Consider the following 19,214-nt stretch of genomic DNA (forward strand, 5'->3'; position numbering starts at 1 on the left):
CCCCGTAATTGAGGGGGTCGAGCCATGGGGCGCGGCCGGGCCAAGGCCAAGCAGACAAAGGTCGCCCGCCAGCTGAAGTACAACAGCGGTGGGACCGACCTCTCACGCCTGGCTGACGAGCTGGGCGCATCGCCGGCGGCGAAGCAGCCGCCGAACGTTGAGCCGCTCGAGGATGAGCTGGACGACGACCCGTACGCTCAGTACGCGGCGCGTTACAACCAGGAGGACGACGAGGACGAGCAGCAGCCGTCCGGTCAGTCCGCCTACCGTCGCCGCGCTTGACGCGATAGCTTTTCCGACCCGGTCCGGGGCTTCGCCTCGGACCGGGTTCTGTGCTGTCCGGACCTCCGGGGCCGAGAGGCCCCGGGGTCCGTGGACGGCGCCGGTTCAGCTCGCGTAGTCACCGCTGAGGGTCACCGCGTCGGTACGGCCGTCGCGGTCGGTGATCTCTCCCGCGACCCAGGCGTCCATGCCACGGTCGGCGCAGGTGGCCAGTGCCACGTCGACGGATTCGCGCGGGACGACGGCGACCATGCCGACGCCCATGTTGAGCGTCTTCTCCAGTTCGAGCCGCTCGACCCCGCCCGCCTCGCCGACCAGGGAGAACACCGCGCCCGGCGTCCAGGTGGAGCGGTCGATCCCCGCGTGCAGGTGGTCCGGGACCACCCGGGCGAGGTTGTTGGCGAGCCCGCCGCCGGTGATGTGCGAGAAGGCGTGCACCTCGGTGGTGCGGGTGAGGGCCAGGCAGTCCAGCGAGTAGATCCGGGTCGGCTCCAGCAGCTCCTCGCCGAGGGTGCGGCCGAACTCCGGGACCTCGCGGTCCAGCTCCCAGCCCGCCCGGTCGAAGAGCACGTGGCGGACCAGCGAGTACCCGTTCGAGTGAAGTCCGGACGAGGCCATCGCGATGACGACGTCGCCCTTGCGGATGAGATCGGCACCCAGCACCCGGTCGGCCTCGACCACTCCGGTGCCGGCGCCGGCCACGTCGAACTCGTCCGCGCCGAGCAGCCCGGGGTGCTCGGCGGTCTCGCCGCCGACCAGCGCGCAGCCCGCGAGGGTGCATCCCTCGGCGATGCCCTTGACGATCGCGGCGACCCGCTCGGGGTACACCTTGCCGACGCAGATGTAGTCCGTCATGAACAGCGGCTCGGCGCCGCAGACGACCAGGTCGTCGACGACCATGCCGACCAGGTCGTGGCCGATGGTGTCGTAGACGCCCATGCGGCGGGCGATGTCCACCTTGGTGCCCACGCCGTCGGTGGCGGACGCGAGCAGCGGGCGCTCGTACCGCTTGAGGGCGCTGGCGTCGAAGAGGCCGGCGAAGCCGCCGAGGCCGCCGACGACCTCGGGGCGGCTCGCCTTCCTCACCCATTCCTTCATCAGTTCGACGGCGCGGTCGCCCGCCTCGATGTCGACGCCCGCGCTCGCGTAGCTGGCACCGGTGGTCTCTGCAGAGGACATTGCTCTCGAGATCTTTCGTGTCGTTCTTACGGGCGGCGCAGGGCGTCCGCGGCGTCGGGGCCGCCTGCGAGCTCGGTCTCCAGCAGGTGCTTGCCGAGCAGCTCGGGGTCCGGCAGGTCCATCGGGTACTCACCGTCGAAACAGGCGCGGCACAGATTCGGCTTGGCGATGGTGGTCGCCTCGATCATGCCGTCGATGGAGATGTAGGCCAGGGAGTCGGCACCGAGGGACTTGCCGATCTCCTCGACGGACATCCCGTTGGCGATCAGCTCGGCGCGGGTGGCGAAATCTATGCCGAAGAAGCACGGCCACTTGATCGGCGGCGAGGAGATCCGGATGTGGACCTCGGCCGCGCCGGCCTCGCGCAGCATCCGCACCAGGGCGCGCTGGGTGTTGCCGCGGACGATGGAGTCGTCCACGACCACCAGGCGCTTGCCGCGGATGACCTCCTTGAGCGGGTTGAGCTTGAGCCGGATGCCGAGCTGGCGGATGGTCTGGCTCGGCTGGATGAACGTCCGGCCGACGTAGCTGTTCTTGACCAGGCCGGCGCTGTACGGGATGCCGCTGGCCTCGGCGTACCCGACGGCGGCCGGGGTGCCGGACTCCGGGGTCGCTATGACCAGGTCGGCCTCGGCCGGGGCCTCCTTCGCCAGGCGGCGGCCCATCTCGACGCGGGAGAGGTAGACGTTGCGGCCGGCGATGTCGGTGTCGGGGCGGGCGAGGTAGACGTACTCGAAGACGCAGCCCTTGGGCCGGGCCTCGGCGAAGCGGCTGCTGCGCACGCCCTGCTCGTCGATGGCGATCAGCTCGCCGGGCTCGACCTCGCGGACGAACGACGCGCCGACGATGTCGAGGGCGGCGGTCTCGGAGGCGAACACCCAGCCGCGCTCCAGGCGGCCCAGCACCAGGGGGCGGATGCCCTGCGGGTCGCGGGCGGCGTAGAGGGTGTGCTCGTCCATGAAGACGAGCGAGAAGGCGCCCTTGACGGCCGGGAGGACCTTCGCGGCCGACTCCTCAACGGTCAGCGGCTTGCCGTCGTCGTCGGTCTGGCCGGCGAGGAGGGCGGTGACCAGGTCGGTGTCGTTGGTCGCGGCGACCTGGGTGGCCCGGCCGCCGTCGCGCGGCAGCGCGGCCACCATCTCGGCCAGCTCGGCCGTGTTGACCAGGTTGCCGTTGTGACCGAGGGCTATGGAGCCGTGGGCGGTCGCGCGGAAGGTGGGCTGGGCGTTCTCCCACACCGAGGCCCCGGTGGTGGAGTAGCGGGCGTGGCCCACGGCGATGTGGCCGGTGAGCGAGCCGAGGGAGGTCTCGTCGAAGACCTGGGAGACCAGGCCCATGTCCTTGAAGACCAGGATCTGGGAGCCGTTGCTCACCGCGATGCCCGCGGACTCCTGTCCACGGTGCTGCAGCGCATACAGCCCGAAATAGGTGAGTTTGGCGACCTCTTCACCCGGAGCCCAGACACCGAAGACGCCGCAAGCGTCCTGGGGGCCCTTCTCACCGGGGAGCAGGTCGTGGTTGAGTCGTCCGTCACCACGAGGCACACCTCGAGTCTATGGCAGCAACGTGGTTCATCCGAACCGGGGACGACCGGGGATGTCTCACACCACGCACAGCCACACCACGCGTACAGCGGATGAGCGTCCGCTCAACTGAGCAAGGGAAGTTGTGCGGACAGGTCCGCCCGTTCGCCGCTCGCACTGACCAGCGCCTCTTCGACCGCGGCGGCCCACGCGAGGCGGCCCGTGGCCAGCCTGATCCAGGTCAGGGGGTCGGTCTCGACGACGTTCGGCGGGGTCCCGCGGGTGTGCCGGGGGCCCTCCACGCACTGGATCACGGCGAACGGCGGGACCCTCACCTCCACCGAGCCGCCGGGGGCCCTGGCGGCCAGCGCGTCGGCGAGGAGGCGGGTGACGGCCGCGAGGGCCTGCCGGTCGTGGGTGATCGGGACGCCGGTGGCGGCGGCGAGGTCGTCGGCGTGGACGACGGCCTCCAAGAGGCGGGTCACGAGGAAGTCGGCGACGGTCATGGGGCCGAAGCGGCTGGTGATCACGGTGGCGGGGTCCGCGGCCGCGGCCTCGGTGAGCCGGTCCACGGCGGTGTTCAACCGGTCGGCGACGGCGCGGGGTTCGGCCCCGGCGGCGGTCGCCTCCCTCGCCTCCTCGTCGACGGACGCGGCGGCGGTGCGGAGGAGGGGTACGTAGCTCCGCAGGTCGACGCGGGGCGCGGCGGGGTCCGGGGCGGGTTCGGCGAGGTAACGCGGCAGGCGCTCCAGAACGGCCGCGATGTGGACGATCAGTTCGCGGACGGTCCAGTCGCCGAGGCGGGTGGGGGCGGCGAGGGCCTCGTCCGCGTTCCCGCCCTCGCACAGGGCGTTCACCCTCTCGCGCAGGACGCGGAGCTCCGCCTCCAGGGCGGTGCGCACCTTGGCGGGGTCGTAGGCGCGGGGGCGGGGGGTGCGGGGGGCGGGGCTCATGGGGGTGAGCGTAGTCGCGCGGGCGTGCGCGGGGGCTCGAACGGCGGTGGGCGGGGGCTCACTTCACCCTGTACTTCCGTTCACTGGATCCGCACTCCCGCTCACTTCACGCCGTACTCCCGCTCATTTCACCCCGTACTCCCGGAGTCCGGACTCGGCCGTGTCGAACGCCCGCTCCGCCAGCGCCTTCGCCTCCGCGGCGACGTCCACCGCCCGCTCCCCCGCCAGCAACCGCCCGTGGTTGTGCACCACGAGCCCGGAGCGCACGGCCATGAGCTGCGCGGCCACGACCCGTGCCAGGGGCTCCTCGCCCGGCGCGGCCTCGGCGACCAGCACCGTCGCCAGGTTCTCCTCGCCGAGGTGGAGGACCTCCCGGGCCCTCGCCAGCAGCGACGGCGTCTCGACGATCAGCCGGCGCACCCGCAGGACGAACTCCCTGTCGTTCATCCCCACCGACGCGTCGAACGCGTCCAGCGCGTCCAGGAATTGGCGGCGCACCGCCGCGACCACGGACTCCCCCGGCGCCCGTTCCCGCACCGCCCGCGCCACGTCGTCGACGTGCTCGCGCATCGGCCCGACGACCAAGTCCTCTTTGGTGCCGCAGTAGTTGAAGACCGTCATCTTCGACACGTCGGCCGCGGCCGCGATCTCGGCGACCGAGACCTTGTCGAAACCGCGCTCCAGGAAGAGGTCGAGGGCGACCTTCCACAGCTTCCGGCGGGTCTGGATCTTCTTGCGCTCGCGCAGCCCCGGCTCCTCGGTCATGCCATGACTGTACCAGGATGAAAATTAATCCCAGATGAAGAATTGACTCAGTACACATTTTTGGTCCAGGGTGGCGGCCATGACCGCATCCCCGTCCGCGCCCCCATCGTCCGCCGGCAGGCGAAAAGTCGGCTTCGCCCTCTGCCTCGTCACGATGCTGCTGGCCGTCCTCGACCAGAACATCGTTTCGGCCGTCACCGTCCCGATCGTCGAGGACCTCGACCCCGCCCGCGGCATCGACCGCATCCCCTGGCTCATCAGCGCCTTCGCCCTCGCCTCCACGGCCGTGCTGCCGCTGTACGGGAAGCTCTGCGACACGCTCGGCGCGAAGCGGGTGTTCCTGGGCGCGGTCGCGGTCTTCCTCGCCGGCTCCGCGCTGTGCGGCGCCGCCGGGTCCATGGACCAGCTCATCGCCTTCCGCGCCGTCCAAGGCATCGGCGGCGGCGGGCTGATGAGCGTCACGATGGTCGTCATAGCCCAGCTCAAGGGGCCGGACGAGAAGGGCGGGGGCAAGGGGTCCGCCGTCGGCGGGCTCGTCGCCGGCACCGGCATGGCCCTCGGTCCGCTCCTCGGCGCGTTCCTCTCCGACCACGCCGACTGGCGCTGGATCTTCTACGTCAACCTGCCCGTCGGCATCGCGGTGCTCGTCACCGCCGCGATCGCCCTCGACCTGCCCCACCACGGCGGCGTGCGACGCCGCATCGACTTCCTCGGGGCCGCGCTCGCCGCGGCGTTCTCCACCGCGCTGCTGCTGGTCACCGAGTGGGGCGGGCGCGAGTACGGCTGGGGATCGCCGGTGATCCTGGGGCTGCTCGGCGGATTCGCGGCCCTGCTCGCGCTGTTCCTGTGGCGTCAGGCCACCGCCGCCGAACCGGTGCTCCCGCTCTCGCTGTTCGCCAGCCCCGTCCTGCGCGTCGGCTTCGCGGTGCAGGCGCTCGTCGGGCTGGCGCTCATCGGGGCGGTCGTCCACGTGATGCTCTACCTGCAGGTGGCGCGGGGCATCGCGCCGACCTCGGCGAGCCTGTTCATGCTCCCGATGGCGCTCGGCATGGCCGGTTCGGGGCTGGTCACCGCCCGGCTCGGGCGGTCCCCGAAGGCGTCCGTGATCAGCGGAACGCTCTGCTCGGCGGTGGCCATGGGGCTGCTCGCGCTCACGTCCGCCGATACGGGGCTGTGGATCGTACGGGGCGAAATGCTGCTGCTGGGGGCCGGGTTCGGGCAGGTCCTGGGGCAGCTGATCGTGCTGGTGCAGCGGGCGGCGCCGCGGCATCAACTCGGTGTCGCCACCACGGCGATCCGCTTCTTCCAGACGCTGGGGATGTCGCTGGGGTCGGCGCTGTTCGGGACGGTGCTGGCGCGGGTGTACGCGGCGGAGGGGCCGGGCGGGTCGGCGAGTGGGCTCGCCGCTCTTCGGGGGGCCGAACGCGGGCGGGCGGTCGAGGCGTTCGTGTCGGGGGTGGATGTGGTGTTCGCGGTGGCGGCGGGGTTGATGGGCTTGGCGTTGCTGCTCGCGACCCGGTTGCGGGTGGCGGGGGAGAGCCCCGGCCCCTCCCCCAGAGAGGGCACCCCCCTTTCACCGTTTCCCGGGGCAGGCCCCGGACCCGAACGCGGCTCCGCCGCGTAGCCGGAGCTCCGCCCCTGGACCCCGAAACCGCGCTCCGCGCGGTTGTCCTCAAAAGCCGGACGGGCTGAACCAGCCCGTCCGGCGCTTGAGGACGAACGCGGCGCAGCCGCGTTGCCCCGCGCGGAGCGCGCGAGAAACGGTGAAAGTGGGGGTGCCCCCTCTGGGGGAGGGTCCGGGGCAAAACCCACCCTCACCCCACCACCGGCTTTCCCACCAGCTCCACCCCCACCCCCCGCATCTCCTCCAGCGCCTTCTCCACCGTCTCCCGCGCCACCCCCGCCGTCAGGTCCAGCAGGACCGTCGTCGCGAAGCCCAGGCGGCGCGCGTCCACGGCCGTCGCCCGGACGCAGTGGTCGGTGGCGATGCCGACGACGTCCACCTCGTCGACGTCCCGCGCGCGGAGCCAGTCCTCCAGCGAGACGCCGTTCTCGTCGGAGCCCTGGAAGGCGCTGTAGCCCGCCGCGTAGGCGCCCTTGTCGAAGACGGCGCCGATCGCGCCGGAGGCGAGCGCGGGGGCCAGGTTGGGGTGGAAGCCGCTGCCCTCCGTGCCGGCGACGCAGTGCACCGGCCAGGAGTCCACGTAGTCCGGGTGGTCGGAGAAGTGGTCACCGGGGTTTATGTGCATGTCGCGGGAGGCGACGACGTGCGCGTATCCGGCCGGGGCCTCGCCGACCAGGTCCGTTATGGCCGCCGCCACGTCGGAGCCGCCGGCCACCCCGAGGGCGCCGCCCTCGCAGAAGTCGTTCTGCACGTCGACGATGATCAGTGCACGGTTCATGGCGCTCGATCCTTTGCGAAAGGGCCCTCGGCCGACAGTGCCGCATCAACGGAATCGACGGAATCGACGGAATCGATATCGACTCCCTGTGACCGAGGGTAGTGAGTCCTCTGGGGCGATGGGAGGAGGAGCACAGGGGGCGGTCAGAGGTACTCGGTGGGCAGTACAGGCTCCCCCCTGGAGAGCTGCGTCGCCGAGAGCGGCAGGATCGAGCGGGCCGCGATGTGCCGGTCGCGCGCCGCGTCGAGCGGCTCGCGGCCGAGGACCCGGCCGCCGCGCACCAGCTCGACCAGCAGCTGCCGGTCCGTCAGCTCCGCCGGCACCGGGCCGGTGCCGACGACCTCGGCCTCGGCGACGCCGTCGGCGTCCAGCCGGCGGGCGGCCCACTTGCGGCCGCCGATCGACATCTTGCCGCCCATCGACTTCTTGGCGACGGGCCGCAGCGGCGCGTCCGGGCCGTCGCCGTCGGCCCGCGCGACCAGCTTGTAGACCATCGAGCAGGTGGGGTGGCCGCTGCCGGTCACCAGCTGGGTGCCCACGCCGTAGGCGTCCACGGGCGCGGCGGCCAGCGAGGCGATCGCGTACTCGTCGAGGTCGCTGGTGACCACGATCTTCGTCTTCCCCGCGCCCAGGTCGTCGAGCTGCTGGCGCACCCGGTGGGCGAGCAGCAGCAGGTCGCCGGAGTCGATCCGGACGGCGCCGAGCTCCGGCCCGGCGATCTCGACCGCCATCTTCACGGCCTCCTGCACGTCGTAGGTGTCGACGAGCAGGGTCGTGCCGCCGCCCAGCGAGGCGACCTGGGCGCGGAAGGCGTCGCGTTCGCTGTCGTGCAACAGCGTGAAGGCGTGCGCACTGGTGCCGACGGTCGGGATGTTGTAGCGGAAGCCGGCGGCGAGGTCGGAGGTGGTGGAGAAGCCGCCGACGTAGGCGGCGCGGGCCGCCGCGACGGCCGCCAGCTCGTGGGTGCGCCGGGCGCCCATCTCGATCAGCGGCCGGTCGCCGGCCGCCACCGCCATCCGGGAGGCCGCGGCCGCGACGGCCGAGTCGTGGTTGAGGATCGAGAGGATCACCGTCTCCAGCAGCACGGCCTCGGCGAAGGTGCCCTCCACCCGCATGATCGGCGAGCCGGGGAAGTAGACCTCGCCCTCGGGGTAGCCCCAGACGTCGCCGCGGAAGCGGTAGTCGGCGAGCCAGGCGAGGGTGGGCTCGTCCACGATCCCGTACCGGCCGAGGAACTGGAGGACGGCCGGGTCGAAGCGGAAGTTCTCCACGGCGTCCAGGACGCGGCCGATGCCGCCGACCACGCCGTAGCGCCGGCCCTCGGGCAGCCGGCGGGTGAAGACCTCGAAGACCGAGCGGCGGTCGGCGGTCCCGGCGCGGAGGGCGGCCTGCACCATGGTGAGTTCGTAGCGGTCGGTGAAGAGGGCCGTCGACGGCACAGCCACCGGCAGTCCCAGGTCCGCAGCGTTCACTTGGTCCTACCTCGCGTTTCCGTTCCGGGTACACCCGGATGCTACCGCCAATACTCGTCAGAGTGACGATTTCCGGGGGCCGTTTGTGCGTGCGGACCGGCGAGGTGGCAGCATGGGAGGCGTGGGCGGACCGCCGTTCCGCGGCGGAGAAGCGAGGTGTGGAGCAGGCGTGAGTGTGGCACCTGTCGAGATCGAACGTCCGGAGACGGGCGAGTCCCCCTTCGCCGTGGCCGAACCCGACGTCCCATGGGTGACCCTCGTCCACAACGACCCCGTGAATCTGATGAGCTATGTCACCTACGTCTTCCAGGCGTACTTCGGCTACTCCAAGGACAAGGCCCGCAAGCTGATGCTCGACGTCCACCACAAGGGCCGCGCCACCGTCTCCAGCGGCACGCGCGAGGAGATGGAGCGCGACGTGCAGGCGATGCACGGGTACGGGCTCTGGGCGACCCTCTCGCAGGACCGCTGATGGCCGGGCACTTCGAGCCGCTGCCCGGCGGCGGCGCCGCCATCGCCCTGGACGAGCTGGAGATCTCCATCCTGCGCAGCCTCGCCGTGCAGCTCCTGGAGCTGATCGGCCCGGAGGACGGGCCCGCGGGGGCGCAGGACGACGACCCGCTGGCGCGGCTGTTCGCCGAGGGCCCCAGCGAGCCGCCCGCCGACCCGGCCCTGGCCCGGCTCTTCCCGGACGCCTACGGCGCGCCCGGCGAGGAGCGGGACGAGCGGGCCCGGGAGTACGCGGCCGAGTTCCGCCGCTTCACCGAGAACGACCTGCGCGCCCGCAAGCGCGAGGACGGGATGGCCGTCGTCCGCTCGCTGGACGCGCTGACCCCCGCCGGGGACCGCGGCGCGGTGCTCCGGCTCGCCCCCGAGGGCGCCCGGCAGTGGCTGGGCACGCTCAACGACCTGCGGCTGACGATCGGCGCCCGTCTGGAGATCACGGACGAGGACGAGGGCGAGGCCCTCTTCCGGCTGCCGGACGACGATCCGCGCAAGCCGATGGTCATGGCCTACCTCTGGCTCGGCGGCCTCCAGGAGACGCTGATCGAGACCCTCGGGCCGCGTTGAGGGCCGTGCTGAAGGCCGCGTCGAAGACCGCGTCGAGGGTCGCGTTGATCCGGATTCCTTGATTCCGGTGGTGTCCGTTCTGCGGATGCCACCGTCCGGATAACGATCGCATTACCGAGTGGCGGCTCTCGCCCTTGGTTATTAGGTTTGTCCCGCTTTGCCTGCGCTTTGTGTGTGGCCTGGGGCACATTCGAACTGGCGATCTACGTGTTACTCGTGATAAATCTTCACGACCTGCATCCACCGACGCCACCCATGTCGAGGAGCGGGAGCGCTATGGCCGACCGACCGTCGGCACGTGCAGGACTCCATCCGGGGGGATCGGAACCCGGTCCGGAACAATCCGGATCGGTATGGAGAAAGGCGTTCCACCATGACCTCTGAGCAGGTCGCGGACCGCGTCGCCGGCGAAGCCGGGGAGCGGGCCAACAACGGAAGCGATCAGGACGCTTCCGAGGGTTACCAGCGGGGGCTGGGCAACCGTCAGATCCAGATGATCGCCATTGGCGGCGCCATCGGCACCGGGCTTTTCCTCGGCGCCGGCACGGCCATATCCAAGGCGGGACCGAGCCTCATCCTGGCCTATGCGATGGCGGGCCTGGTCATCTTCTTCATCATGCGGGCGCTCGGCGAGCTCCTCATGTACCGCCCGGTTTCGGGCTCCTTCTCTGATTACGCACGTGAATTCCTCGGCCCGTTCTGGGGCTATGTGACCGGCTGGACGTACTGGCTCTTCTGGGTCGTCACCGGAATCACCGAGGTCACCGCGGCGGCCAAGTACGTGCAGTACTGGGACAAGTCCATTCCGCAATGGCTCTCGGCACTGGCCTTCACCGCCGTCCTCTACCTCGCGAACCTGATCTCCGTGAAGCTCTTCGGCGAGCTGGAGTTCTGGTTCTCCATGGTCAAGGTCACCGCCATCATCGGCATGATCCTGATCGGCATCGGCGTGATCACCCTCGGCTTCTCCGACGCCGGTGACACCGCCTCCTTCTCGCTGCTCTGGTCCGACGGCGGTTTCTTCCCCGAGGGCATCGGCGGCACGCTGATGACGCTCCAGATCGTCATGTTCGCCTTCCTCGCCGTCGAACTCGTCGGCGTCACCGCGGGCGAGGCGACCGACCCCAAGAAGACCCTGCCCAAGGCCATCAACACCGTGCCGTGGCGCATCGCCGTCTTCTACCTGGGCGCGCTCATCATCATCCTGTCCGTCGTCAGCTGGACCGTCTTCGAGCCGGGCGTGAGCCCGTTCGTCGAGGCGTTCGCCAAGATCGGCCTGCCGGCCGGTGCCGGCATCGTCAACTTCGTGGTCCTCACCGCGGCGCTGTCCTCCTGCAACTCCGGCATGTACTCCACCGGCCGCATGCTGCGCGACCTCGCGCTCAACGGCCAGGGCCCGAAGTTCTTCGGCGTCCTGTCCGCCCGCGGTCTGCCGCTGCGCGGCACCACGGTCTCGGCCGCGTTCATGCTCGTCGGTGTCTGGATCAACTACCAGTGGCCGGGCAAGGCGTTCGAGTACGTCGTCTCCTTCGCCACCATCTCCGGCATGTGGGCCTGGATCATGATCCTCCTCGCCCAGCTCCGCTACCGCCGCAAGTCGGACCGGGGCGAGCTGCCGAAGTCCGAGTTCCGCGCCCCCGGCGCTCCCTGGACCAGCCTGTTCGCCCTCGCCTTCATCGGCATGGTGATCGTGCTGATGGGCATCGACAAGGACTCGCGGGTCTCGCTGTACTGCGCGCCGATCTGGGCCGCCGTCATGGTCGTCTCGTACTTCGTGCTCAAGGCCCGCAACCCGCAGGCCTTCGCGCGCAAGGACTACTCGGCCTCGCCGGCCGAGAAGGTCGAACAGGCCGCCTGACCCCGGCAGTCGCCGGACCTCCAGGGCCCGCCCGCACCTCCCCCTCGGTGCGCGGCGGGCCCGTCCCGTTTCCGGGCCGCCCGCCAACCGGCCCGCACCGGGCCCGAATTAAGCTGGCCGCATGCTGACGCTCACCCAGGACCTCCACGACCGGATCGTCGCGCACGCCCGCGCCGACCACCCCGACGAGGCGTGCGGGGTGGTCGCCGGCCCCGAGGGCAGCGACCGGCCGGAGCGCTTCGTCCCGATGCTCAACGCGGCGCGGTCGCCCACGTTCTACGAGTTCGACTCCACCGACCTGCTCAAGCTCTACCGCGAGATGGACGACCGCGACGAGGAGCCGGTCGTCATCTACCACTCGCACACCGCCACCGAGGCGTACCCCTCGCGCACCGACGTCTCCTACGCCAACGAGCCCGGCGCCCACTACGTCCTGGTCTCGACCGCGGACGCGGACGGCACCGGGCCGTTCCAGTTCCGGTCCTTCCGGATCGTGGACGGCGAGATCACCGAGGAGGACGTCCGGATCGTCGAGGCGTACTGAACCGTACCGGCCCCCGGGACGGCCCGTTCCGCATACCGGGACGAACTTACGGGCGCTGCACAGGGAATCGATAGCATGCGCCCACGGTTGTCCCGCAGAAACCGGCTCTTGACCTCCGCACTCCGACGAGGAGCACCACCCATGGCCATCGAGGTCCGCATCCCGACCATCCTCCGCACCCACACCGGCGACCAGAAGGTCGTCGAGGGCAGCGGCGCCACGCTCGACGAGCTCTTCAAGGACCTGGACTCCCGGCACGCGGGCATCCGCGAGCGGATCGTGGACGAGGACGGCGAGCTGCGCCGCTTCGTCAACGTCTACCTCAACGACGAGGACGTCCGCTTCCTCGGCGGCATCGGCACCGAGCTGGCGGACGGCGACAGCGTGACGATCCTCCCGGCCGTCGCCGGAGGTGCTGCCGGGGCGGAGCCCCGTCCGCTCGGGGTGGCGGTGGGCGGCGGGCGGGACTGATATGCGCTACGACAGCCCCCTGGCCGCGGTCGGCAACACCCCGCTGGTACGTCTGCCCAGGCTGTCCCCCTCCCCGGAGGTCCGGATCTGGGCGAAGCTCGAGGACCGCAACCCGACCGGGTCCGTCAAGGACCGTCCCGCCCTGCACATGATCGAACAGGCCGAGCGGGCCGGCCGGCTGACCCCCGGCTGCACCATCCTCGAACCCACCTCGGGCAACACCGGCATCTCCCTGGCCATGGCCGCCCGCCTCAAGGGCTACCGCATCGTCTGCGTCATGCCCGAGAACACCAGCGAGGAGCGGCGGCAACTGCTCGCCATGTGGGGCGCGGAGATCATCTCCTCGCCCGCCGCGGGGGGTTCCAACACGGCCGTGCGCGTGGCCAAGGAGCTGGCCGCGGAACATCCCGACTGGGTGATGCTCTACCAGTACGGCAACCCCGACAACGCCGGCGCCCACTACGCCACCACCGGCCCCGAGATCCTCGCCGACCTCCCGGAGATCACCCACTTCGTCGCCGGGCTCGGCACCACCGGGACCCTGATGGGCGTCGGCCGCTACCTGCGCGAGCACGTCCCGGACGTACGGATCGTCGCCGCCGAACCGCGCTACGACGACCTCGTCTACGGCCTGCGCAACCTCGACGAGGGCTTCGTGCCCGAGCTCTACGACGAGAAGGTCCTCACCACCCGCTACTCCGTCGGCTCCGAGGACGCCGTCCGCCGCACCCGTGAACTCCTCGCCGAGGAGGGCATCTTCGCGGGCGTCTCCACCGGTGCCGTCCTGCACGCGGCCCTCGGCGTCGCGCGCAAGGCGGTACGGGCGAAGGAGCGTGCCGACATCGTCTTCGTCGTCGCCGACGGGGGCTGGAAGTACCTGTCCACCGGCGTGTACACCGCGCCGACCACCGAGGCGGCCGTGGCGGCCCTGCACGGGCAGCTCTGGGCCTGAGACCGGGCCCGGGGCCCGCCCCTACCGATGTTGGCGCCCGGCTGACATCATCCCGTGGGAGACGCGCACATGAACTGTCCCGCATGTGGATCTTCGGACATGAGGCAACTCAACAATGGAAACTGGCAGTGCGGAAACTGCGGCGCAGTCACGGCTGGATCGGGCGGCATGGGATGCGCTCGCCCCTGAGACGCGTGAACGGCTGGCGGCCTTCATGTCGCCCGAGGAGTTCACGGTGACGGCCGGCAGCGAGGAGTCCGCGGAGCGCTTCCGGCGCTTCATGGACACCCTCGACCGCGCCGAGAAGCACCGGCCGCTCTAGCGGCGCGGGCGCACTCCGCGCGCAGGGCCCCGCCCGCCCCTTCCGGGGCGCGGGCGGGGCCCTGCGCGCTCCCGGTCCGCTGTCCTGGTGATTCCAGCCACACACCCACCCCACCGAGGAGCGGGCGCTCCGTTCCCGCCTTACCCTCGGACGCACCGCGTGGCCCCGCGCCGGTCCCGCACCGGTTACGCGTCGGCCCCGCATCGGCCCCCAGCCCCCCCGTCACCGGCCCACGGAGGTTCAGGCCCGTATGAAGCTCACCGTCGTCGGATGCGCGGGGTCGTTCCCGTCCACGGAATCGGCCTGTTCGAGCTACCTCGTGGAGGCCGACGGCTACCGGCTGCTGCTCGACATGGGCAACGGAGCCCTCGGCGAGCTGCAGCGCCACATCGGGCTCTACGACCTCGACGCCGTCCTGCTGTCCCATCTGCACCCCGACCACTTCATCGACATGTGCGGCTACTTCGTCGCCCGTTACTACCGGCACGAGGGGGGCCGCGCGGACGCCATCCCCGTGCACGGGCCCGCGGGCACGGAGGAGCGGCTGCTCACCGCGTACGGGGACGTGCCGCACGAGGCGTGCATGAGCGAGGTCTTCGACTTCCGCACGCTGGAACCGGGTTCGTTCTCGCTCGGCCCGTTCACGGTCTTCACCGACCGCGTCAACCATCCCGTCGAGGCGTTCGCCTTCCGGGTGGAGCACGGGGGGTCGGCGGTCGTCTACTCCGGCGACACGGGCCCCTGCGAGGCGATCAACGCCCTTTCCAAGGACGCGGACCTGCTGCTGTGCGAGGCGTCGTTCACGCACGGCAAGGAGGACATTCCCGACCTGCACCTGAACGGCCTGGAGGCGGGCCGGATCGCGGCGGACGCGCGGGTCGGGCGGCTGGTGCTGACCCACATCCCGCCGTGGACGGATCCGTTGACGAATCTGCGGGACGCGCGGTCGGTGTACGAGGGGCCGGCGGAGCTGGCGCGGGCGGGGGCTGTGTACGAGGTGTGAGGGGCGGGTGCCCCGGTGTCGAGTTCGCCCCCGGCCCGCCCTTTCACCGTTTCCGCAGGGGCTGCGCCCCTTCGTAACCCCCGTGTGGCGCGGGGCGCGCCGGGCCTGCGCTCCGCGCGGTGGGTGTGGGGGCTTCGCCCCCTGGGCCCCTCGGCCCGGCACCGCGCTTCGCGCGGTGGGCGGGGCTCCGCCCCTGCGCCCCGCCGGGGCTCCGCCCCTGGCCCCCGCAACCGCGCTCCGCGCGGTTGTCCTCAAGCGGCGCAGCCGCGTTGCCCCGCGCGGAGCGCGCGAGAAACGGTGAAAGGGCGGGGCGGGGAAAGAACCCCTACCCGAACAGCGCCGGGATCGTCGCCTCGTACACGCCCCGCACCTCCGCCAGCGGCAGGCTGAACTGCCCCTGCACCTCGACGGATTCGCCGTCCACCACACCGATCCGCGTCGCCGGCAGCCCCCGCGCCCCGCACATGTCCGTGAAGCGGAGCTCCTCGCTCCGCGGCACCGAGACGATCGCCCGGCCCGCCGACTCGGAGAAGAGGAAGACGAACGGGTCCAGGCCGTCGGGGACGACGACCCGCGCGCCCCGGCCGCCCCGCAGGCAGGACTCCACCAGCGCCTGGACCAGACCGCCGTCCGACAGGTCGTGCGCGGCGTCGATCATGCCGTCGCGCGAGCCCGAGATGAGGATCTCGCCCAGCAGCTTCTCGCGGTCGAGATCCACGGCCGGCGGCAGGCCGCCGAGGTGGTCGTGGATCACCTGGGACCAGGCCGAGCCGCCGAGCTCCTCGCGGGTGTCGCCCAGCAGGTAGAGCAGCTGGCCCTCCTGCGCGAACGCCATCGGCGTACGGCGGTTGACGTCGTCGATGACGCCCAGCACGGCGACCACCGGCGTCGGGTGGATGGCGGTGTCACCGGTCTGGTTGTAGAGCGAGACGTTGCCGCCGGTGACCGGGGTGCCCAGCGCCAGGCAGCCGTCGGCCAGACCCCGCGTGGCCTCGGCGAACTGCCACATGACCGCCGGGTCCTCGGGCGAGCCGAAGTTGAGGCAGTTGGAGATCGCCAGCGGGCGGGCGCCGGTGGCGGCCACGTTGCGGTACGACTCGGCGAGCGCCAGCTGCGCGCCCGCGTACGGGTCGAGCTTGGCGTAGCGGCCGTTGCCGTCCGTGGCGACGGCGACGCCGAGGTTCGTCTCCTCGTCGATGCGCACCATGCCGGAGTCCTCCGGCTGCGCCAGCACCGTGTTGCCCTGCACGAAGCGGTCGTACTGGCTGGTGATCCAGGACTTGGACGCCTGGTTCGGGGACGAGACCAGCTTGAGGACCTGCTCGCGCAGTTCCTCCCCGGTCGCCGGGCGCGGCAGCTTCGCCGCGTCGTCGGCCTGGAGGGCGTCCTGCCACTCGGGGCGGGCGTACGGACGCTCGTACACCGGGCCCTCGTGGGCGACGGTGCGCGGCGGGACGTCCACGATCTGCTCGCCGTGCCAGAAGATCTCCAGCCGCTCGCCGTCGGTGACTTCACCGATGACGGTGGCGATGACGTCCCACTTCTCGCAGATCTCCAGGAAGCGGTCGACCTTCTCCGGCTCGACGATCGCGCACATGCGTTCCTGCGACTCGCTCATGAGGATCTCCTCGGGCGAGAGGGTCGCGTCGCGCAGCGGGACGGTGTCGAGCTCGACGCGCATGCCGCCGGAGCCGGCGGAGGCGAGCTCGCTGGTGGCGCAGGACAGGCCCGCGCCGCCGAGGTCCTGGATGCCGGTGACCAGGTCCTCGCGGAAGATCTCCAGGGTGCACTCGATGAGGAGCTTCTCCTGGAAGGGGTCGCCGACCTGGACGGCGGGACGCTTGGCGGGCCCGGTCGAGTCGAAGGTCTCCGACGCCAGGACGGAGACGCCGCCGATGCCGTCGCCGCCGGTGCGGGCGCCGTAGAGGATGACCCTGTTGCCGGAGCCGGACGCCTTGGCGAGGTGGATGTCCTCGTGCTTCATCACGCCCACGCAGAGCGCGTTGACCAGCGGGTTGCCCTGGTAGCAGGGGTCGAAGACGACCTCGCCGCCGATGTTGGGCAGCCCCAGGCAGTTGCCGTAGCCGCCGATGCCCGAGACGACGCCGGGGAGCACCCGCTTGGTGTCGGGGTGGTCGGCGGCGCCGAACCGCAGCGGGTCCATCACGGCGACCGGGCGGGCGCCCATGGCGAGGATGTCGCGGACGATGCCGCCGACGCCGGTGGCGGCGCCCTGGTAGGGCTCGATGTACGAGGGGTGGTTGTGCGACTCCACCTTGAAGGTGACCGCGTAGCCCTGGCCCGCGTCCACGACGCCGGCGTTCTCGCCGATGCCGACGAGCAGCGCATCGTTGGCCGGGGCCTTCTCGCCGAACTGGCGGAGGTGGACCTTGCTGCTCTTGTAGGAGCAGTGCTCGGACCACATCACCGAGTACATGGCGAGCTCGGCGCCGGTGGGGCGGCGGCCGAGGATGGCGCGGATGCGCTCGTACTCGTCCTGCTTCAGGCCGAGTTCGGCCCACGGCTGCGGGGCGTCGGGCGTCTCGGCGGCGTGCTTGACGGTGTCGAGGGTCATGATGCCTTGACCAGCTTCTTGAGGAGCGAGGTGAAGAACCCGAGGCCGTCCGTGCGGCCCGTGCCGACCAACGGCTCGACCGCGTGCTCGGGGTGTGGCATCAGTCCGACGACGTTGCCGGCGGCGTTGGTGATGCCGGCGATGTCGCGGAGCGAGCCGTTGGGGTTGCCGTCGAGGTAGCGGAAGGCGACGCGGCCCTCGGCCTCCAGCTCGTCCAGCGTGCGCTCGTCGGCCACGTAGCGGCCGTCGATGTTCTTCAGCGGGACGGAGATCTCCTGGCCCGCCGCGTAGTCGGCCGTCCAGGCGGTCTCCGCGTTCTCGACGCGGAGCCTCTGGTCGCGGCAGATGAAGTGCAGGTGGTTGTTGCGGAGCATCGCGCCGGGCAGCAGGTGGGTCTCGGTGAGCACCTGGAAGCCGTTGCAGATGCCGAGGACGGGCATCCCGGCCCTCGCCTGCTCGACGACGGTCTCCATCACCGGCGAGAAGCGGGAGATGGCGCCCGCCCGCAGGTAGTCGCCGTAGGAGAAGCCGCCGGGCAGGACCACGGCGTCGACCTGCTTGAGGTCCTTGTCGCGGTGCCAGAGCGGCACCGCCTCCAGGCCGGCGATCCGGACGGCGCGCTGGGTGTCGCGGTCGTCGAGCGTGCCGGGGAAGGTGACGACTCCGACCCGAATATTGCTGCGGCCCGAAGGGCCTCCATGACGGGTGGCGGTGGGAGACGGGCGGGAGGTCACGAGCCGGCCCCGGTCCTGGTCTCGTCCTCGACCCGCACGGTGAAGTCCTCGATCACGGTGTTGGCGAGAAACGTTTCCGCCATCTCGTGGACCCGGGCGAGGGCGGCCTCGTCGACCGGTCCCTCCACCTCGAGTTCAAAGCGCTTGCCCTGACGGACGTCGGCGATCCCCTCGAAGCCCAGGCGTGGCAGCGCGCGCTGCACCGCCTGCCCCTGCGGGTCGAGGATCTCCGGCTTGAGCATGACGTCGACTACGACGCGTGCCACTGGCACTCCCGGTGTGTGGTGCGTGAGCTGAAGCGGTGCCGCCAGCGTACCGCCCCAAAAAATCTACGCGGGTAGATATCCGGAGCCCCCCGCCCCCTTTACCGACGGTCACCGGGGGGCCACCCCGAGAAAAAATCCCGGAAAAATACCGGAAGGACACACGGTTCCCATTGCAAACCGGCACGCCGACGGAATTAACTGGGCTTCACCGAGCAATGCCCTTTGTCGCAGACCCGAAAAAGCATTGCCGGAGAACCACCAAAACCCATGCATCATCGCAGGTCAGCGCGGTGATACAGGCTGAAAGGACCATTCCGTGGCGCAGCGTGTGGTAGTGACGCTCTTCGATGACATCGACGGAGGAGAGGCCGCGGAGACCGTCACCTTCGGCATCGACGGCAAGTCGTACGAGATCGACCTCAACACTGCCAATGCGAAGAAACTCCGACTCGCACTGGAGCCTTACCTGGACGCGGGCCGCAAGCGCGCCCGTTCCGGCAAGGCGTACCGCCGCACCTCCGTCGCCCCCGACCCGGCGGCGGTGCGCGCGTGGGCCCGGTCGAACGGCATGGAGGTGCCGCCCCGGGGCCGGATCCCCAAGAGGGTGTACGAGGCGTTCAACGCGGCGAACTGAGGACGAATCCGGGCGAGACGGACGGCTTCCGGGGGCGGGCCCCCACACCCCCAGGAGCCGTCCACAGAACCGGATTTGCATCGCACCCCACATGATCCGCTAGAGTCTGGAGCACGCCGAGGGGCGAGGCCGACAGGCCGAACTCCCCGGAACGCGCGGGTGTAGCTCAGTAGTAGAGCGCCCCCTTTCCAAGGGGGAGGCGCAGTGT

At 70.9% G+C, this 19,214-nt stretch carries 20 protein-coding genes; 11 read left to right on the plus strand and 9 right to left on the minus strand.

The annotated features are described in order from the left end of the window. Positions 1 to 24: 24 nt before the first annotated feature. Entirely contained in the window at positions 25 to 282 is a 258-nt protein-coding gene (locus I5Q34_RS09755; RefSeq protein ID WP_199891813.1) for a DUF3073 domain-containing protein, read from the plus strand. A gap of 105 nt (positions 283 to 387) precedes the next feature. Here the strand turns inward: I5Q34_RS09755 and purM are convergent, their stop codons facing one another. The 4 genes from purM to I5Q34_RS09775 all read right to left on the minus strand — a co-directional run bounded on the left by purM (position 388) and on the right by I5Q34_RS09775 (position 4,702). Then, positions 388 to 1,461: a phosphoribosylformylglycinamidine cyclo-ligase gene (gene purM, locus I5Q34_RS09760; protein WP_199891814.1), complete on the minus strand. Its 1,074-nt coding sequence runs from the start codon at positions 1,459 to 1,461 to the stop codon at positions 388 to 390. 26 nt (positions 1,462 to 1,487) lie between these two features. Further along, positions 1,488 to 3,005 carry an amidophosphoribosyltransferase gene (gene purF / locus I5Q34_RS09765; RefSeq protein WP_199891815.1) on the minus strand — a complete coding sequence of 506 codons (1,518 nt, stop codon included), beginning with the start codon at positions 3,003 to 3,005 and terminating at the stop codon, positions 1,488 to 1,490. Between the two features lie 104 nt (positions 3,006 to 3,109). Continuing rightward, positions 3,110 to 3,937, minus strand: a complete 828-nt coding sequence (locus tag I5Q34_RS09770) for a sterol carrier family protein (RefSeq protein ID WP_199891816.1) — start codon at positions 3,935 to 3,937, stop codon at positions 3,110 to 3,112. 123 nt (positions 3,938 to 4,060) lie between these two features. Beyond that, complete coding sequence (locus tag I5Q34_RS09775) at positions 4,061 to 4,702, minus strand: TetR/AcrR family transcriptional regulator (RefSeq protein ID WP_199891817.1); 642 nt, start codon at positions 4,700 to 4,702, stop codon at positions 4,061 to 4,063. Between the two features lie 79 nt (positions 4,703 to 4,781). Here I5Q34_RS09775 and I5Q34_RS09780 point away from each other — a divergent pair, with 79 nt between their 5' ends. Further along, a complete protein-coding gene (locus tag I5Q34_RS09780) occupies positions 4,782 to 6,326 on the plus strand; it encodes an MFS transporter (protein WP_199891818.1) in 1,545 nt (514 codons plus the stop codon). Between the two features lie 190 nt (positions 6,327 to 6,516). On the opposite strand, the gene I5Q34_RS09785 is transcribed toward I5Q34_RS09780, so the two are convergent. Beyond that, positions 6,517 to 7,104 carry an isochorismatase family protein gene (locus I5Q34_RS09785; RefSeq protein WP_199891819.1) on the minus strand — a complete coding sequence of 196 codons (588 nt, stop codon included), beginning with the start codon at positions 7,102 to 7,104 and terminating at the stop codon, positions 6,517 to 6,519. 143 nt (positions 7,105 to 7,247) lie between these two features. Then, entirely contained in the window at positions 7,248 to 8,576 is a 1,329-nt protein-coding gene (locus tag I5Q34_RS09790; protein WP_199891820.1) for a nicotinate phosphoribosyltransferase, read from the minus strand. 112 nt (positions 8,577 to 8,688) lie between these two features. On the opposite strand from I5Q34_RS09790, the gene clpS reads away from it, so the two are divergent. The 8 genes from clpS to I5Q34_RS09830 all read left to right on the plus strand — a co-directional run bounded on the left by clpS (position 8,689) and on the right by I5Q34_RS09830 (position 14,797). Next, entirely contained in the window at positions 8,689 to 9,048 is a 360-nt protein-coding gene (gene clpS, locus I5Q34_RS09795) for an ATP-dependent Clp protease adapter ClpS (RefSeq protein WP_199891821.1), read from the plus strand. After that, on the plus strand, positions 9,048 to 9,647 hold the full coding sequence (locus I5Q34_RS09800; RefSeq protein ID WP_199891822.1) for a DUF2017 domain-containing protein: 600 nt from the start codon (positions 9,048 to 9,050) through the stop codon (positions 9,645 to 9,647). The genes clpS and I5Q34_RS09800 overlap by 1 nt, the downstream gene beginning before the upstream one ends. 373 nt (positions 9,648 to 10,020) lie before the next feature. Next, the gene (locus tag I5Q34_RS09805) at positions 10,021 to 11,505 is read left to right on the plus strand and encodes an amino acid permease (RefSeq protein ID WP_199891823.1); all 1,485 of its coding nucleotides are present in this window, start codon (positions 10,021 to 10,023) and stop codon (positions 11,503 to 11,505) included. A gap of 121 nt (positions 11,506 to 11,626) precedes the next feature. Next, positions 11,627 to 12,049: a Mov34/MPN/PAD-1 family protein gene (locus tag I5Q34_RS09810; protein WP_199891824.1), complete on the plus strand. Its 423-nt coding sequence runs from the start codon at positions 11,627 to 11,629 to the stop codon at positions 12,047 to 12,049. A 141-nt stretch (positions 12,050 to 12,190) separates the two neighbouring features. Then, positions 12,191 to 12,520, plus strand: coding sequence for a MoaD family protein (locus I5Q34_RS09815; protein ID WP_199891825.1), 330 nt, complete (start codon positions 12,191 to 12,193; stop codon positions 12,518 to 12,520). A 1-nt stretch (position 12,521) separates the two neighbouring features. Further along, a complete protein-coding gene (locus tag I5Q34_RS09820; protein ID WP_199891826.1) occupies positions 12,522 to 13,472 on the plus strand; it encodes a PLP-dependent cysteine synthase family protein in 951 nt (316 codons plus the stop codon). Positions 13,473 to 13,541: 69 nt separating this feature from the next. Beyond that, positions 13,542 to 13,661, plus strand: coding sequence for a hypothetical protein (locus tag I5Q34_RS35990; protein WP_374192994.1), 120 nt, complete (start codon positions 13,542 to 13,544; stop codon positions 13,659 to 13,661). 383 nt (positions 13,662 to 14,044) lie between these two features. Further along, positions 14,045 to 14,797, plus strand: a complete 753-nt coding sequence (locus tag I5Q34_RS09830) for an MBL fold metallo-hydrolase (RefSeq protein ID WP_199891828.1) — start codon at positions 14,045 to 14,047, stop codon at positions 14,795 to 14,797. A 325-nt stretch (positions 14,798 to 15,122) separates the two neighbouring features. Here I5Q34_RS09830 and purL read toward each other — a convergent pair whose 3' ends face one another. From purL to purS, 3 genes are read right to left on the minus strand one after another with little or no spacing between them, the layout of a single operon-like run. Next, a complete protein-coding gene (purL, locus tag I5Q34_RS09835; protein WP_199891829.1) occupies positions 15,123 to 17,372 on the minus strand; it encodes a phosphoribosylformylglycinamidine synthase subunit PurL in 2,250 nt (749 codons plus the stop codon). Next, on the minus strand, positions 17,369 to 18,046 hold the full coding sequence (gene purQ, locus I5Q34_RS09840; RefSeq protein WP_199892873.1) for a phosphoribosylformylglycinamidine synthase subunit PurQ: 678 nt from the start codon (positions 18,044 to 18,046) through the stop codon (positions 17,369 to 17,371). The genes purL and purQ overlap by 4 nt, the downstream gene beginning before the upstream one ends. A gap of 56 nt (positions 18,047 to 18,102) precedes the next feature. Then, positions 18,103 to 18,372, minus strand: a complete 270-nt coding sequence (purS, locus tag I5Q34_RS09845; RefSeq protein ID WP_199891830.1) for a phosphoribosylformylglycinamidine synthase subunit PurS — start codon at positions 18,370 to 18,372, stop codon at positions 18,103 to 18,105. Positions 18,373 to 18,688: 316 nt separating this feature from the next. Between purS and I5Q34_RS09850 the strand changes: the two genes are divergently transcribed. After that, a complete protein-coding gene (locus tag I5Q34_RS09850; protein ID WP_199891831.1) occupies positions 18,689 to 19,006 on the plus strand; it encodes an Lsr2 family protein in 318 nt (105 codons plus the stop codon). Positions 19,007 to 19,214: the final 208 nt, after the last annotated feature.

Source organism: Streptomyces sp. AV19, assembly GCF_015999245.1.
GTDB lineage: Bacteria > Actinomycetota > Actinomycetes > Streptomycetales > Streptomycetaceae > Streptomyces.